General features: G+C 33.5%; 12 protein-coding genes and 1 tRNA gene. 8 read left to right on the plus strand and 5 right to left on the minus strand.

Annotation, left to right across the window (positions count from 1 at the left end):
* Nucleotides 1-20 precede the first annotated feature (20 nt).
* Nucleotides 21-1,583, plus strand: a complete 1,563-nt coding sequence (gene gshA, locus H3T56_RS03405; protein WP_086361185.1) for a glutamate--cysteine ligase — start codon at nucleotides 21-23, stop codon at nucleotides 1,581-1,583.
* 1 nt (nucleotide 1,584) lies between these two features.
* Nucleotides 1,585-2,358, plus strand: coding sequence for an endonuclease/exonuclease/phosphatase family protein (locus H3T56_RS03410; protein WP_198192036.1), 774 nt, complete (start codon nucleotides 1,585-1,587; stop codon nucleotides 2,356-2,358).
* Here H3T56_RS03410 and H3T56_RS03415 read toward each other — a convergent pair.
* The 3 genes from H3T56_RS03415 to rnhA form a co-directional block, all read right to left on the minus strand.
* Nucleotides 2,345-3,595 (minus strand): transglycosylase SLT domain-containing protein, encoded by a 1,251-nt coding sequence (locus H3T56_RS03415; protein WP_034903686.1) that lies wholly within the window; start codon nucleotides 3,593-3,595, stop codon nucleotides 2,345-2,347. The two genes, H3T56_RS03410 and H3T56_RS03415, sit on opposite strands and share 14 nt — an antisense overlap.
* A gap of 83 nt (nucleotides 3,596-3,678) precedes the next feature.
* On the minus strand, nucleotides 3,679-4,365 hold the full coding sequence (gloB, locus tag H3T56_RS03420; protein WP_198192037.1) for a hydroxyacylglutathione hydrolase: 687 nt from the start codon (nucleotides 4,363-4,365) through the stop codon (nucleotides 3,679-3,681).
* 27 nt (nucleotides 4,366-4,392) lie between these two features.
* A complete protein-coding gene (gene rnhA / locus H3T56_RS03425; RefSeq protein WP_065651259.1) occupies nucleotides 4,393-4,866 on the minus strand; it encodes a ribonuclease HI in 474 nt (157 codons plus the stop codon).
* Between the two features lie 195 nt (nucleotides 4,867-5,061).
* Here rnhA and dnaQ point away from each other — a divergent pair, with 195 nt between their 5' ends.
* The 3 genes from dnaQ (at nucleotide 5,062) to H3T56_RS03440 (ending at nucleotide 6,644) form a co-directional block, all read left to right on the plus strand.
* The gene (dnaQ, locus tag H3T56_RS03430) at nucleotides 5,062-5,796 is read left to right on the plus strand and encodes a DNA polymerase III subunit epsilon (RefSeq protein ID WP_198192039.1); all 735 of its coding nucleotides are present in this window, start codon (nucleotides 5,062-5,064) and stop codon (nucleotides 5,794-5,796) included.
* 113 nt (nucleotides 5,797-5,909) lie between these two features.
* A tRNA-Asp gene (locus H3T56_RS03435) sits at nucleotides 5,910-5,986 on the plus strand.
* Nucleotides 5,987-6,281: 295 nt separating this feature from the next.
* A complete protein-coding gene (locus H3T56_RS03440) occupies nucleotides 6,282-6,644 on the plus strand; it encodes a YbaN family protein (protein ID WP_065578741.1) in 363 nt (120 codons plus the stop codon).
* Nucleotides 6,645-6,731: 87 nt separating this feature from the next.
* On the opposite strand, the gene H3T56_RS03445 is transcribed toward H3T56_RS03440, so the two are convergent.
* Nucleotides 6,732-7,784, minus strand: coding sequence for a hypothetical protein (locus tag H3T56_RS03445; protein ID WP_198192040.1), 1,053 nt, complete (start codon nucleotides 7,782-7,784; stop codon nucleotides 6,732-6,734).
* A gap of 531 nt (nucleotides 7,785-8,315) precedes the next feature.
* Here H3T56_RS03445 and H3T56_RS03450 point away from each other — a divergent pair.
* The 3 genes from H3T56_RS03450 (at nucleotide 8,316) to H3T56_RS03460 (ending at nucleotide 13,613) form a co-directional block, all read left to right on the plus strand.
* The gene (locus H3T56_RS03450; RefSeq protein ID WP_198192041.1) at nucleotides 8,316-11,084 is read left to right on the plus strand and encodes a flavocytochrome c; all 2,769 of its coding nucleotides are present in this window, start codon (nucleotides 8,316-8,318) and stop codon (nucleotides 11,082-11,084) included.
* Between the two features lie 18 nt (nucleotides 11,085-11,102).
* The gene (locus tag H3T56_RS03455; protein WP_198192042.1) at nucleotides 11,103-12,065 is read left to right on the plus strand and encodes an FAD:protein FMN transferase; all 963 of its coding nucleotides are present in this window, start codon (nucleotides 11,103-11,105) and stop codon (nucleotides 12,063-12,065) included.
* An 87-nt stretch (nucleotides 12,066-12,152) separates the two neighbouring features.
* The gene (locus H3T56_RS03460; RefSeq protein ID WP_198192043.1) at nucleotides 12,153-13,613 is read left to right on the plus strand and encodes a DASS family sodium-coupled anion symporter; all 1,461 of its coding nucleotides are present in this window, start codon (nucleotides 12,153-12,155) and stop codon (nucleotides 13,611-13,613) included.
* Nucleotides 13,614-13,726: 113 nt separating this feature from the next.
* Here H3T56_RS03460 and H3T56_RS03465 read toward each other — a convergent pair whose 3' ends face one another.
* Nucleotides 13,727-15,250, minus strand: coding sequence for an exopolyphosphatase (locus H3T56_RS03465; protein WP_199283274.1), 1,524 nt, complete (start codon nucleotides 15,248-15,250; stop codon nucleotides 13,727-13,729).
* Nucleotides 15,251-15,255: the final 5 nt, after the last annotated feature.

A 15,255-nucleotide genomic window follows, 5' to 3' on the forward strand; every position in this document is an offset into this window, starting at 1 on the left:
AATTTAGGATAGTTAATATTATGGTTCCTGATGTTTCGAAAGCTCTCAGTTGGTTAGAAAAACATTATACTATTTTACAAGGCATTCAGAGAGGCCTTGAACGTGAGACATTACGGATTTTGCCTGATGGTTCGTTGTCAAAAACGCCGTTTCCTGAAAAAATTGGTGCTGCATTAACTCATCCATGGATCACGACTGACTTTGCTGAATCTTTATTAGAGTTTATTACCCCTGTAAATACCAATATCGATTATATGTTAACTTTTTTACGAGATTTACACCGCTATGCCAGTGTAAATATTGGCGATGAGTTAATGTGGCCACTGAGCATGCCTTGTTTCGTTGCGAAAGAAGATGACATCATCTTAGCTCAATACGGTAAATCTAATGAAGGTCGTCTTAAAACAGTCTACCGTGAAGGTTTAAAAAATCGTTATGGTGCTATGATGCAAACTATTTCAGGTGTTCACTATAACTTTTCATTACCTATGGCATTTTGGCAAGCGAGAGATGGTGTTAAAAACAGTGAAGAAGGTAAGGCAGTTATCTCGGAAGGGTATTTTACTCTAATTCGTAATTACTACCGTTTTGGTTGGGTTATCCCTTATCTATTTGGTGCATCGCCATCAATGTGCTCGTCATTTATTCAAGATCCAGAAAAAGCAAAAGCGTTCATCGAACAAACTAATGGTAACTGTTATTTACCTTATGCTACCTCACTAAGAATGAGTGATATTGGTTATACCAATAATGCCCAGAAACAATTAGGGATCACCTTTAATCATCTAGATACCTATGTTGAGGGTTTAAAACGGGCTACCAAGACAAAATCAACCGAATTTAGCAAATTAGGCATTAAGGTTGATGGCCATTATCGACAGTTGAATGATAATGTATTACAAATTGAAAATGAATTTTACGCACCAATTCGGCCAAAACGAGTTCCAAGATCAGGGGAATCGCCATCCGATGCTTTACTACGTGGTGGCATAGAATATATAGAAGTTCGAGCACTTGATGTTAATCCATTTTCACCAATTGGTATTACTGAGGAACAAATTCGATTTATCGACCTATTTCTAATTTGGTGTGCTTTAGCTCCAGCTCCTGAAATGAGTAGTGCAGAGCTTGAATGTGCAAAATTAAATTGGAATAGAGTGATTATTGAAGGCCGTAAACCAGGATTAGAAATTGGATTAGGCTGTGATAGCTATCGACAACCGTTAGCTAAAGTAGGGCATGAACTTTTCAAAGATTTACTTCGAGTCGCAGATGTACTTGATCATCAAGACGACAAACAACAATATCGAAAAGTTTGTGAACGGCTTGATCTGATGTTTGATCAACCGGAATTGACACTATCAGCAAGAACGTTAGCCGCGATTAGTGATTTGGGCACAGCCAAATTTGGTTTAGCTTTAGCTACTCAATATAAAAAACAACTAAGTTCAGAACCTTTATCAGTTCTAACTGAAGATGATTTTAATCAACAACGAATGTTATCAATTGAAAAACAAAAGAAAATAGAACAAAATGACACTATGTCATTTGATGAATATCTAAAAGAAAAAATGAACAGCTAAAATGTTTAAACATCGCGATTATACATTACGATATCAAGGAAAAAGTGATGTTGAATTAATATTACCAAACCATAAAATTATGCATGACAAACCGTTAATCGACCAACAGTCTTTTTCGGTTTTGGTTTGGAATATTTTTAAACAGAAAAGAGCAGATTGTATTAATATCCTTGAGCAATATGCAGATCAAACTAAGTTGATATTATTACAAGAAGCTCAAACCACCTCACAATTATTAAATTTTATTGCTAGGCATAACAAAATTGCCGACCATGTTCCAGCCTATAGTTTAAATGATATTTATGCTGGAGTTATGACAATAACAGACATAAAACCAACGCAAATTTTCTCCTTTAGAGAAAGAGAACCATTCATCCGTGTTCCAAAATCAGCATTAATCACTCTTTATCCAATTAAAAATTCAACGCTACAACTATTAGTTGCTAATATTCATGCCATTAATTTTAGTCTAGGGGTGAAAGTTTACCGCCAACAAATCTATATGTTATTAAATTATATTAAGCAACATCATGGACCAGTAATTTTAGCGGGTGATTTTAATGCTTGGAGTCGGCAACGGTTGAGCCTACTTTATCATTTGATACGTTCAATAAATCTCAAACCGGTTAATTTCTCGATTGATATAAGAAAAACGTTTCTAGGTAGGCCACTGGATTTTATTTTTTATCGAGGGTTGAAGCTTGATGCGGCTAATATAGTTAATACAGCCGCATCAGATCATAATCCATTATTTGTTAGATTTAAATTGGATTAGAATTGACCAAATTAATTGTTAATATATCACCTTCTTTAACACGCATATTTTTTAATTTATTCCATTGTAAAAGATCGGTGATCTTAACTCGGTAATTTTGCGCAATAGTATAAAGGTTATCACCTGCTTTAACTTGATAAGTAATCTGTTTTTTGCCACTATTTAACATTGATTTAGTATCTTTTACTGTAGTATTGGTATATTGAATAGTGGTAGATTTTATTTCAAACGGCATATTGTTATGCGGAACATCTTCTAAAAGTTCAGTTACTTGATTAGCAACTAAATTTTCACTTTTTAACTTTTTAAATAATTTATCTGCATGAGAATAAGGTACCAGTAGATGGAAAGGGCCATTTACTGTTTGTTGTACATAACCTGCATTGTATGTCATTAAATCGCTAAGTGATAATTCTGAATATTGCGCTATTTTAGCCAATGATACATTTTTAGACATATCGATTCTAACTAATGAGTTTTCATAATTACAGTCAGGTAATTTAATACCATAACGTTTATTATTTTTAACAATATCGATAATAGCTAATATTTTTGGCACATAATGCATTGTTTCTGTCGGTAAATCTAACGACCAATAATCTGTTGATAAACCTTTAGCTTTATTTTTATCAATAGCTCTTTGAATTCGACCTTCACCAGCATTATAGGCAGCTAATGTTAATAACCAATCACCATTAAATCGATTATTAAGATTTTGTAACAAAGAGATTGCTGAACCTGTTGATGCGATTAGATCTCGTCGGCCATCAAAACTATTGCTACGTTTTAAGCCATATTCTTTAGCGGTAACAGGTACAAATTGCCATAAACCAGCGGCTTGGGCAGGAGAGGTGGCTAAAGGGTCGTAAGCACTTTCTATTAACGGTATTAAAGCTAATTCAACCGGTAATTTGTTTTTTCGTAACTGATTAATGATGTAATACACATAAGGCTCAGATCGTAACGCAATATTTTCAAATCCTTTTGGATTACGTAATAAACGTTCGCGTTCGGCAACAACACGGCTATTATTCGGAACGTTAACGTTTATTTGCTTTAACATATAATGCCAAGGATTTTGCGTGACTGAAGCGTAATTAACACCACCACTTTTAACGCTAGAATTAACTATTGATTTAGCATTATATTTTTTTGAGCCAGCGTTGTATCGTGAACCATGATTTTGACACCCGACTAAAAAAGCACATAACACTGTAAATATTAATAATTTTTTCATTAGATTATAAGTTAGGACATTAATTTAAGCTGAGTATTATACCTAAAAAATGTCCTTTTGGCTCCTAAAAAAAGTAAACATCTCTAACTCATTGTTACAATTAAATTTATTTTGTAAATTTTTTCCTCACAACGTAAAAATAAGTTGATCTGTTTTTCTTTGGTTAAAATAGAAGGCAAAGTAATTTTCTTTTTGCAAATAAAATCATAATACTCATGGATAACTTGCTCCTCAGGAACCAGCATTTGAGCAAAATCTAAATTAGTTAAGGTATATTCATGTCCTGCACAAATAAGGGTATCATCAGGTAACTGCTTTAATTTATTCAGTGAACTTAGCATTTGCTTATAATCACCTACAAAAATTCTACCACAACCAGCGGAAAACAATGTATCTCCACAAAATAAATATGGCTGACAATAATAAGCTAAATGTCCTAATGTATGTCCCGGTACTGAAATAACCTCATATCGAAAATCAGCAATCAATAATTCATTGATGTTTTCGAGATGGTTAATCTGCAAATTAATTTCACTTGGCCCATAAGCTTCAATATCGGGATAAGCTGCTTTTAGCTCAGTTACCCCACCAGTGTGATCGATAAGGTGATGAGTGAGTAAAATTGCAAGGGGTGATAAGTGATATTTTTTCATATAGCTTAGCACTGGAGCAGCCTCACCCGGATCTATAATAACCACCTGTTTATTAGCATTTTCAAGTAACCAAATATAATTATCTTTTAGAGCAGGAATAACATGTAACTGATACATGGTAATTACACCTTCTATTTTATCTCATTAATCGGTTAATGATGCTTCAAAAATAGTATCATGTAAGGTGGGCGATTCAGCTTGCGTTTTGGCAATTTCATCACAGCGTTCGTTCTCAATATGGCCCGCATGACCTTTTACCCATATCCATTCAATGGTATGTAACTTAGCTAATACATCTAAACGTTGCCATAAATCAACATTTTTTACTGGTTGTTTTTTTGCGGTTTTCCAGCCGTTTTTTTTCCAACCATAAATCCAATTCGAAATGCCATTACGCAAATATTGGCTGTCAGAATAAAGCTTAATTTGACAGGGTTCTTTCAGTAATTCTAACGCCACAATGGCAGCAAGCAATTCCATGCGATTATTCGTGGTGTTAAAATAACCTTGAGCTAATACTTTTTCATTTTCTTTGTATTTTAAAATAGCTGCATAACCACCAGGTCCAGGGTTACCCAAACAAGATCCATCAGTGAATATTTCAATATTTTTTTGTATATTTGACATAGTTATAAACTTATTACGTGATTATTTTTCAAGAAATTTTAGCTTAATATAAATATTAATAAGCCATTATTAATGTTGTATCAATCATTGATTAAAACAGTGGAGGTATCAACATCAGTACGTTTTGGTGTTAGACTATACCATTAATTTGTAAAATTCCCAATTATAGATAAAGAAGAGTATATTGTGATAACACATTCAACCCGCCAAATTGTATTAGATACAGAAACTACAGGTATGAATCAAGATGGTAATAATCATTATGAAGGTCATAAGATTATTGAGATTGGTGCAGTTGAGGTATTAAATCGACGATTAACTGGCAATCATTTTCATGTTTACATCAATCCAGAACGTTTAATTGATGAAGAAGCCTTTAAAGTTCATGGTATCAGTGATGAATTTGTTAAAGACAAACCGATTTTTAAAAATATAGCACATGATTTTATTAAATTTATAGATGGTGCTGAATTAGTTATTCATAACGCCTCGTTTGATGTTGGCTTTATGGACTATGAGTTTCGCCTTTGTGGGTTAGACTTTAAAACAGCTGATCACTGTATTGTTACCGATACATTAGCTATGGCTCGACGTCTTTTCCCGGGTAAACGTAATAATTTAGATGCATTGTGCGAACGTTATCAAATTGATAATTCTCATCGTACTTTACATGGAGCCTTACTGGATGCTGAAATACTTGCTGAAGTTTATTTAGCAATGACCGGGGGGCAAACTACTTTGGCATTTAGTTCGGACGATAATTTATCTTCATCAATGACGAATAATGCTGTAAAAAAAATTGAACGTAATGGGATACCACTTACAGTAATTAAAGCTAATGAAGCGGAACTATCTGCGCATGATTCAATTTTAGAAAAAATTGATAAAAAAAGTGGTGGGGCGCTTTGGAAAGAGCATTAATGATTGTTTTCTATTCAATTGAACATAATTTTTGAAATTTATATTGACGAAAATAATAATAATCTTTAATATCACGCCTACTTTAATCTTCTGCATTAAAGAATCTAAAAAGCGGAGCGGTAGTTCAGTTGGTTAGAATACCTGCCTGTCACGCAGGGGGTCGCGGGTTCGAGCCCCGTCCGTTCCGCCAATTCTTAAAAGTTATACTTAATTTAAGTTTAATTCAAAAACACTTACATAAAACTATCTATATAAAACTTATAATGTTTCTTAATCAATCTTAACTATAATTCAATACTATTTATTGTTAAAAATACAGAATAATTTTCGTAACAATAAATTAATTTTTTTATATTCTTTTTGTTCCAATTTTAATTTTAAATATAGGTGAGATCACGACGAGAACCTAAAGTTGTAACTTTCTCTATTTATGTTATCTTCAATAATTATTTGCATAAGTTAAAGTTATTCGAATTGATTTAGATATGTTAAAAAAATCGCTATTTATTTTTCTAGGTGGGGTTTTCTTTGTATTAGGAACTGTGGGCATTTTTGTTCCTCTTTTGCCGACAGTGCCTTTTTATCTGCTTACTGCATATCTATGGTTAAATAGTTCTGATCGCCTGTATAACTATTTTACTCAAACTCGTTATTATCAAACTTATGTACAAAAAATGATTATCGAGAAAAAGATTTCAAAAACAGGATTAGTAAAAATGTTAACCATGGTATTTATCATTTTATTAATTCCATTTATTTTATTTGATTCTTTGCATGTTAGGATTATTTTAGCAATAGTCTTCTTTGCACATGTTATTTTTGGCGGTTATTATTTTCTCAAGAAGTGATGATATAGTTTTTGGTAAGAATAAAATTACAGGGCAAATAAGTTACCCTGTAACAATTAATCAGTTATAAAGTGAGTTAACTGATAACTATTTAAGACTTTTTTTAATCTCAATAGCTAATAATGGGTTCCACATTGCTCCTGTAGCACTCATTACCGCATCAGCGCCATTTTGAATAAATTGATGATAATGTTCACTATTACTAACACCACCAACACCAATAATGGCAAATTTTAAATCCATTTGTTTACGATATTTATTAAGTCGACTAACCATATCTAAACCAGCCCAACGGATTGCATCACCACATATACCACCTTCCTTACGGTTTTCGCCTAATGCCGGATGTCCATTTGCATCTACCGGTTTTGCCGAAAGGGTATTAATAGTACTCAATCCGTCAATGATTTTTCCGACACGAGTTAATAGAGATATAATACGTTCATCATCTGGGAAGTAAGCTAATTTTAAAATAAGAGGGCGATCTGGCACCGCATTCTTAATTTCATTCACAATTCGTTCTACTTTATCGACATCAAAACAAAGTAGTTTACTTGCACCTTCGTTTGGACAACTCAAATTAGCTTCTAATATTGGTGCATTAGTTTCTCTTACTAACTTAGCAGCTAAAGCATAATCTTTTTCTATCTCACCATTACCTTGAGTTCCTTGGAAACTACCAATAACACATTGTCCAGCGCCAGCTGCATTTACCGCATCAGCCATATCCGGTTGCCAAATATCAGGTGCAAAAGATGGTACACCGAAGGAGTTGGTAATTGATAAAGGTTGATTATAATTTGTATCAGCCAATACTGTGTCTAAGTTAGGTGATAACTTGCCATTAGGATGAACAGATAAAACATTCGGTAATGGATGACATTTGTGAAACTTGGTTCTAACCGTTTTATAAACACATAAGTCAAATCCATAAGCAAAAGCAGCTTTAATATAATTAGCATTTAGTAACGGACCTGCTGGCTGACCAAATGGTAGGTTAACATCGACATTTAAAAATTTTGTTGGTTTAGTTGCGACCTGTTCAGCCTTATCTAATTCAGCAAAAAGTCCAAAAGGGCCTTGAGCATAGTTATCTTCATAACTTATACTTGGATTATAAAAAGGGATCAAAGGTTTCATGCTATCTCCTGTTTATGGCTATTCTTAATGTGGTTTTGATTTAAAATTTGGTATAAACTTGAAAAGTTAAAGTTGTAGACATAAAAAATCCTCCATAAAGGAGGATCAATATTTAAAAGAAAAAGACAATTCAATTTTGTTTTTGTTATTGGTCTGTGTGTTTGAACCACAATCATAATCAAATTCTCTTTTCTAAAATTGCTAAGCATTCTAGCTGAATATAAATAAAGTTCAAGTGCTATATTAATAAAAATATATAAGTAAATGAAATAGTTATAGTGTTTTTTTTTAGACTATAAGACTTAAAATAGTTGTATAAGCCAACAAATTCGATAAGAAATGAGTAGTCATTTGACTTGATTTTGTAATTTTTGTAATTAACTCACTAAAAACATTTGATATTTTTCTGTCGAAAAAATGATATTTTTTGACTAATGAAACTTATGTAAGTGGAGAAGAGAAATTTGAGATGGTATTATGCACGCCAAAATTTTAATTTTAATTTTAATATTAAATATTAGGTATAAATAAATGAAAAAAGATATTTTCAAATCAGTAACCTTACCCAATGGAGTGGCATTAAAAAATCGCATTATGATGGCACCTATGACCACTTGCTCAGGGTTTTATGAAGGCTCGGTTACAAGTGATTTAATTGAATATTATCGAGCAAGAGCTGGAGAAATAGGCTCAATTATAGTTGAATGTGGTTTTGTCGATAATAAAGGATTAGCTTTCCCTGGTGCAATCGGTCTTGATAGCGATGATAAAATTGAAGGTCTGGCAAAAATAGCTCAAGCTATTAAAGAAAAAGGTTCAAAAGCGATTATTCAAGTTTATCATGGCGGTAGAATGGTTGAACCGAAACTCATTGGTGGTCAAACTCCAGTTGGTCCAAGTGCTATTGCGGCACCAAGACCGGGAGCAGCTACACCGATAGAATTAACTGCCGATGAAGTTGATCAAATGGTTGATAAGTTTGGTCAAGCAGTACGTCGAGCTATTCAAGCTGGTTTTGATGGCGTGGAAATTCATGGTGCTAATACTTATTTGATTCAACAATTTTATTCACCAAATTCAAATCAACGAAATGATAAATGGGGAGGTAGTCGTGATAATCGAGCTCGATTCCCATTAGCGGTTCTAGATATTACCTATAATATGGTCAAACAGTATGCAAATTCAGACTTTATTGTTGGTTACCGTTTCTCACCAGAAGAAATAGAAGAGCCGGGGATTCGTTTTGATGATTCAATGTATTTACTTGAAAAGCTTGCGGAGAAAGGCTTAGATTATATTCACTTTTCCATGGGGGCAATTTTAAGGCCTTCGATAGTTGATACTCAAGATCCAACACCATTAATTAATAAATATATAGCAATGCGTTCAGAAACTTTAGCTAAAATCCCGGTTGTTGGGGTGGGCAACGTTGTTAATGAAAGTGATGTTAGAGCCGCATTAGATAATGGATTTGACTTTGTCGCAGTTGGCCGAGCGTGTATTGCATATCCAGATTGGACTGATCGCATCATGAAAGGTGAAAAGTTAGAGTTATTCATCAATAGTGACAAACGAGAAGAACTCAATATCCCAGAACCTTTGTGGCATTTTTCACTTGTCGAAAGTTTAATTCGTGATGTGAACTTGAATGTTAAAAAGTTTAAACCAGGAAATTATCAAGAAAAAGTCAATGATGAGTCTTATGAATTTGTGATTAATGTTGAGCTTGGTAAAGATTTTATCAAAGATATGCAATTAGTTAATGCCAATAATTTTGATCATGAGGTATTAAATAATTTTTCAGAAATTAAGCATCGAATTATTGAATCAAATAGCCCTCATGTAGATGCGATTTCTGGTGCTACATCACAAAGTGAAGCCTTCAAAAAAGCAGTTACTAAGGCAATGGCTCAATCAAACAAAGAAGCGATTATTGCCGAAGGTGGCGATCCAAATGCTAAAGCCTATGATGTTGTTGTTGTCGGTAGTGGTGGTGCAGGTCTTGCTGCAGCAATTCAAGCCCATGACCTAGGTGCTAGTGTTGTTGTGATTGAAAAAATGTCGGTTATTGGCGGTAATACCAATAAAGCTTCTGCAGGTATGAATGCTGCGGAAACCAAATTCCAAAAACTTAAAGGTATTGTTGATAGTAAAGATCTGTTCTATCAAGAAACCATGATTGGTGGCAAAAACAAAAATAATCCAGAACTATTACGCTATTTTGTTGAGAATGCGCCTGATGCTATTGATTGGTTAGATAATAATGGCATTGAACTCAGCGGTATTACAACTACTGGTGGTATGAGTATTGATCGTACTCATCGTCCTGCTAGTGGTGCTGCAGTCGGCGGTTTTTTAATTAGTGGTTTAGTTAAAAACATTAATCGACGTGGCATTGAAGTAATGCTTGATTGTAATGTAACTGAAATTATTACTGAAAATAATAAAGTTGTTGGTGTTAAGGTGACTGAAGAAGATGGTTCAATACAAACCATAAAAGCTAAAGCAGTTATAATTGCTACCGGCGGTTTTAGTGCTAATCATAAAATGGTTGAAAAATATCGACCCGATCTTAAAGGATTTGTCACCACCAATCACAAAGGTGCAACTGGCTCTGGTATTATGATTTTAGAAAAATTAGGTGCCGGAACAGTAGATATGAAAGAAATTCAAATTCATCCGACTGTTGAACAGACTACATCTTACTTAATTTCTGAATCAATTCGTGGTGGTGGTGCTATTTTAGTATCACAAAAAGGTGAACGTTTTGTTAATGAATTAAATACACGTGATAAAGTATCAGCCGAAATAATTAAGTTGCCTGAACATTATGCATATATTTTATTTGATCAACAAATTCGTGATGAAAATAAGTCTGTTGAGGAATATGTATCGCAAGATCTAACTGTGCAAGCTAATTCAATTGATGAGTTAGCGCAAAAACTGTCAATTGATGCGAATACCTTACATAAAACCATTGAACGATATAATCATTTTGTTAATAACAAACAAGATGAAGATTTTGGTCGAACTACTGGTTTACGCCATCCAATAGATAAAGCTCCTTTTTATGCGATCAAAATTGCTCCAGGTATTCATCATACTATGGGTGGGGTAACAATTAATACTGAAACCCAAGTTCTTGATACCGAGAAAAATGTCATCAGTGGGGTATTTGCTGCTGGTGAAGTTGTTGGTGGTGTACATGGCGCCAATCGTATCGGTGGTAATGCCGTAGCCGATATTATCATTTTTGGTATGCAAGCAGGAAAACAAGCGACAGATTATATTCATCAATAACTGAATAGCAATTTTTGAATGCATCATTCACGCTATGAATATACTCAAGCTATGATGGGAACAACGGTATCATTAATGCTTTTTGAGCCTAATGAAACCGTTATGCAACATGTTTTTAATACCATTAATCAGCTTGAAAATAAATTAACGGTTAATAGACCGGTATCGGAAGTTATGTCAATCAATAATGCGGCAGGAAAACATCCGGTTAGAGTTAGTCATGCCGTTTATTCGCTTATTGAGCAAGCTTGGAAAGTCAGTTTAATGCCAGATAGTTGCTTTAATGTTGCTATTGGCCCATTAGTTAAACTTTGGAAGATCGGTTTTTCTGGGCATCAGGTCCCCAATCCTGAGCAAATTGTTGAAAAGAGATTTTTGATCGATCCTAATGATATTAAATTAGATCCTAAATCTTGTTCGGTATTTTTAAAAAAGGCTGGCATGGAGATTGATTTGGGGGCAATAGCCAAAGGTTATATTGCCGATGTGATTAAACTTGTTTTGCAACAACACAATGTTTATCAGGCCATAATAAACTTAGGTGGTAATGTGCTAACTACTGGCGATTCACCCATTGATGCTGAAGGTTATTGGCATATTGGGTTAAAAAAACCCTTTTCCTCAATCGAAAATGAGTTAGTCGGTCTTATTAAAGTAAAAAATAAATCCGTAGTTACATCAGGAATTTACGAACGTTACTTTATTGAAAACCAACATGTTTATCATCATATTTTGGATTCTAAAACGGGTTATCCTTTAGATAATGAATTAGAAAGTATAACCATTATTTCGGATACATCCCTTGAGGGAGATATTTATTCAACAATCTTATATGGATTTGGTACTGAAAAGACTAAACAATTATTGAAAAATCAGCAAAATTTATCTGCTATATTTTTATTGAAGGATAAAACAATAAAGATAGTCAATCCTGATAATTTTGCTTTTCAACTGCTCGACCAAGAATATCAAATAAGCTAGATATTGCGAATAAAATAAAGATTTTACCAATTATATCATTTCATTATCAATTTGATTAAATTGATATTTAATTTAAAAGGAAATATTATGAGTACAGTAAAAAAACCGCCAGTTAAATGGCTTCCTCTTATTATTATTGCAGGAATATCGGCAATATTGTGGCTTTTTATATCTCCACCAGAAGGTATTAGTGTAGAAGGGTGGCGAACAAGTATTATATTTGTGGCAACTATCGCCTGTATTGTTGCAGAAATCATGCCTATAGGCGCAATTGGATTATTAGCTATTACGGTATTTGCTGTTCTTAGACCATCAGGAGCGACAACCGCTGCCGAATCAGTCAAAATATCATTAAGTGAATTAAACAGTAGTTTAATTTGGTTGATTGTTATCGCGTTTATGATTGCTAGAGGGTTTATTAAAACTGGTTTAAGTAAACGTATTGCTTATTTTTTAGTTAAAATTTTAGGTAAAAATACCTTAGGTTTAGCTTATGGATTATCAGTAACCGATGTTGCTTTAGCGCCGGCGATTCCAAGTACTACGGCTCGAGCTGGTGGGGTAATCTACCCAATAGCTGAAGCATTGGCTATCAACTTTAATTCAAATCCTAAAGATGAATCAAGAAATCGTATTGGTACTTTTTTAATGCTAACCATAAGTCACGTTAACGACATTACTTCGGCAATGTTTTTAACTGCCTTTACTGGTAATTTGTTAGCAGCTAAATTAGTGACTTCATCACTTGGTATCACTTTGGGTTGGGGACAATGGTTTATTGCTGCAATTGTTCCTTGTTTAGTGTCATTTGTTGTTATTCCTTTAGTTATTTATTTTTTAACTAATCCAGAATTGAAAAAAACACCCGAAGCACCAAAATTAGCTGCTGAAGAACTTAAGAAAATGGGTTCAATTACCTTAAAAGAAATCATTATGGGTTCTACAGTCGTTTTATTATTAGCACTTTGGATTTTTGGTAAAAATATTGGTATTGATTCAACTACAACCGCATTTATTGGTTTAACTATTTTAATTTTAACTGGTGTATTAAGTTGGGATGATATCAAAGGTGAAAAAGCGGCATGGGATACATTAATCTGGTTTGCTGCTTTGTTAATGATGGCTGGTCAAGTTAATAAACTTGGTGTAACTAAATGGTTAGGCGATACCATTGGTGCAGCAGTAAAAGGCCATTTAGGTGATAGTAGTTGGATTTTTGTTATCATTATTTTATGCGTAGCTTATGTTTATTTACACTATTTCTTTGCCAGTGGTAATGCACATATTGCGGCACTGTTCCCCGTGTTCTTATCGGTTGCTATTGCCTTAGGAGTACCACAATTAATTGCTATTTTTGCTTTAGTCATTTGTACCAATTATTTTGGTTCTCTTACTCAGTTTGCAAATGCTCGAAATCCATTATTATTTGCTGAAGGATTTGTACCGGTAAAAACTTGGTGGAAAGTAGGCTTTATTTGTAGTGTAGTTAATCTAATTATTGTTTTCACCATTGGAATTTTATGGTGGAAAATTATTGGATTAGGTTAAAAACTCTATAATCTCTACTGTTATCGACAAATAAAAAGCCCCCCAGTAATTGGTTGTCCAACTATTGGGGGGTCACTTCAAATGGCGGTTTTTTACCTTAATAAAGTAAAATCTTATAAAGTTTCAATTGATAATTTCCAGTTATTTACCGATTTCCAATATTTTTTCTCTTGTTCCAAATCTAATAGAATCAACCTATTATTTTCAACAAACAGCTTATCTATCGTTAGTGTCATTTTAGTGGATTTTTCTTGCGACAAAATTAACTTAAAAGCATTGAGATCTAGATCGGGACTACGTTGATTGTTTATGAGTATCGATAATCTGAGAATTTGTAACATGGCAATAATATGCTTAAATTCAAACAAGCTAAAATAAGGAAATTCTTCTATATTAATCGATTTTCGATGGTAACGAACCAACGTTGATAATAATAATTGCTGTTCTTCATTAAACCCCGGTAAATTACTATTTTTTAGAATATAACTAGAGTGTTTATGGATCGAAGAAAAGTTAATTTTTAACCCCACCTCATGCAATTGTGCTGCCCAATATAAAATGGATTCAACACTTGGTGGTATGATCATTAAAGATTGCGCTTTCCATTGAGAAAAAAGGTATTTTGCCGTTTTCACAATTTGTTTAGCATGGCGTTCATCAATATTATAGTGCTGCGATAGCGATTCAGCTGTTGTTTGTCTGATATCTCGGTAGTTCGGCCCATCAATAAGTTCGTAAAGAACACCTTCACGTAAAGCACTTGGACTAAATTGTAATTCTTCTAAACCTAATGCATTAAAGACGCCACTGAAGATAGCTAATCCACTGACAAAAACATTTTTTCTTTCCTCGGATAGAGAAGGAAAATCAATTTCATGAAAATAATTAAATTCTAATACATAACTGATTAAATCATCCAAACGTTTAGGGGTAATAATTCCGTCGCTAACCCCAATATCGAGTAAAATTTTATAAATGCTTTTAATGGTACCGGATGTACCGAAAGCAGCACTAATATTTTGTTTTTTTATTAGATTGATTAAATTTTCAATTTGTTGCTCGGCAGCTAATTTTGCTTGTTGAAATGATTGATAATCAATTTTCTTTTGCGGAAAAAACTGTTTAGTGTAAGTGACACATCCCATTGGTCTGCTAGCTACCAGTATTGGTTTTAGATTATTACCTTTACCAATGGCAATTTCAGTAGAGCCACCACCAATATCAACCACGAATTTGCTATCGTTTTCATTGGTGGACTCTGCTGTCATTGTACCGAGATAAATAAGTCTGGCTTCTTCTTGACCAGAAATGATTTCAATAGGGTATGGTAATACTTTAGCCGCTTCGTTTAAAAATTTAAGTCTATTTTTCGCAATTCGTAAAGTATAAGTAGCGATAATTCTTACATTTTCGGCTGGAAATCCATTTAATCGTTCTGCAAATAACGCTAAACATTCAATACCGCGATTAATACTTGATTCACTTAATTCATTATTTTCATTTAATCCAGTAGCAAGATGAATATTCTTTTTATGTTTATATATGATTTGTCTAGCTCCATCGATATTGCGAGCGATGATCATATGAAAACTATTAGAGCCTAAATCGACGACAGCATATTCATTAAATTTATTCACGTTAA

It is taken from the genome of Gilliamella sp. W8123, assembly GCF_016101085.1.
In the GTDB taxonomy this organism is placed as follows: domain Bacteria; phylum Pseudomonadota; class Gammaproteobacteria; order Enterobacterales; family Orbaceae; genus Gilliamella; species Gilliamella apis.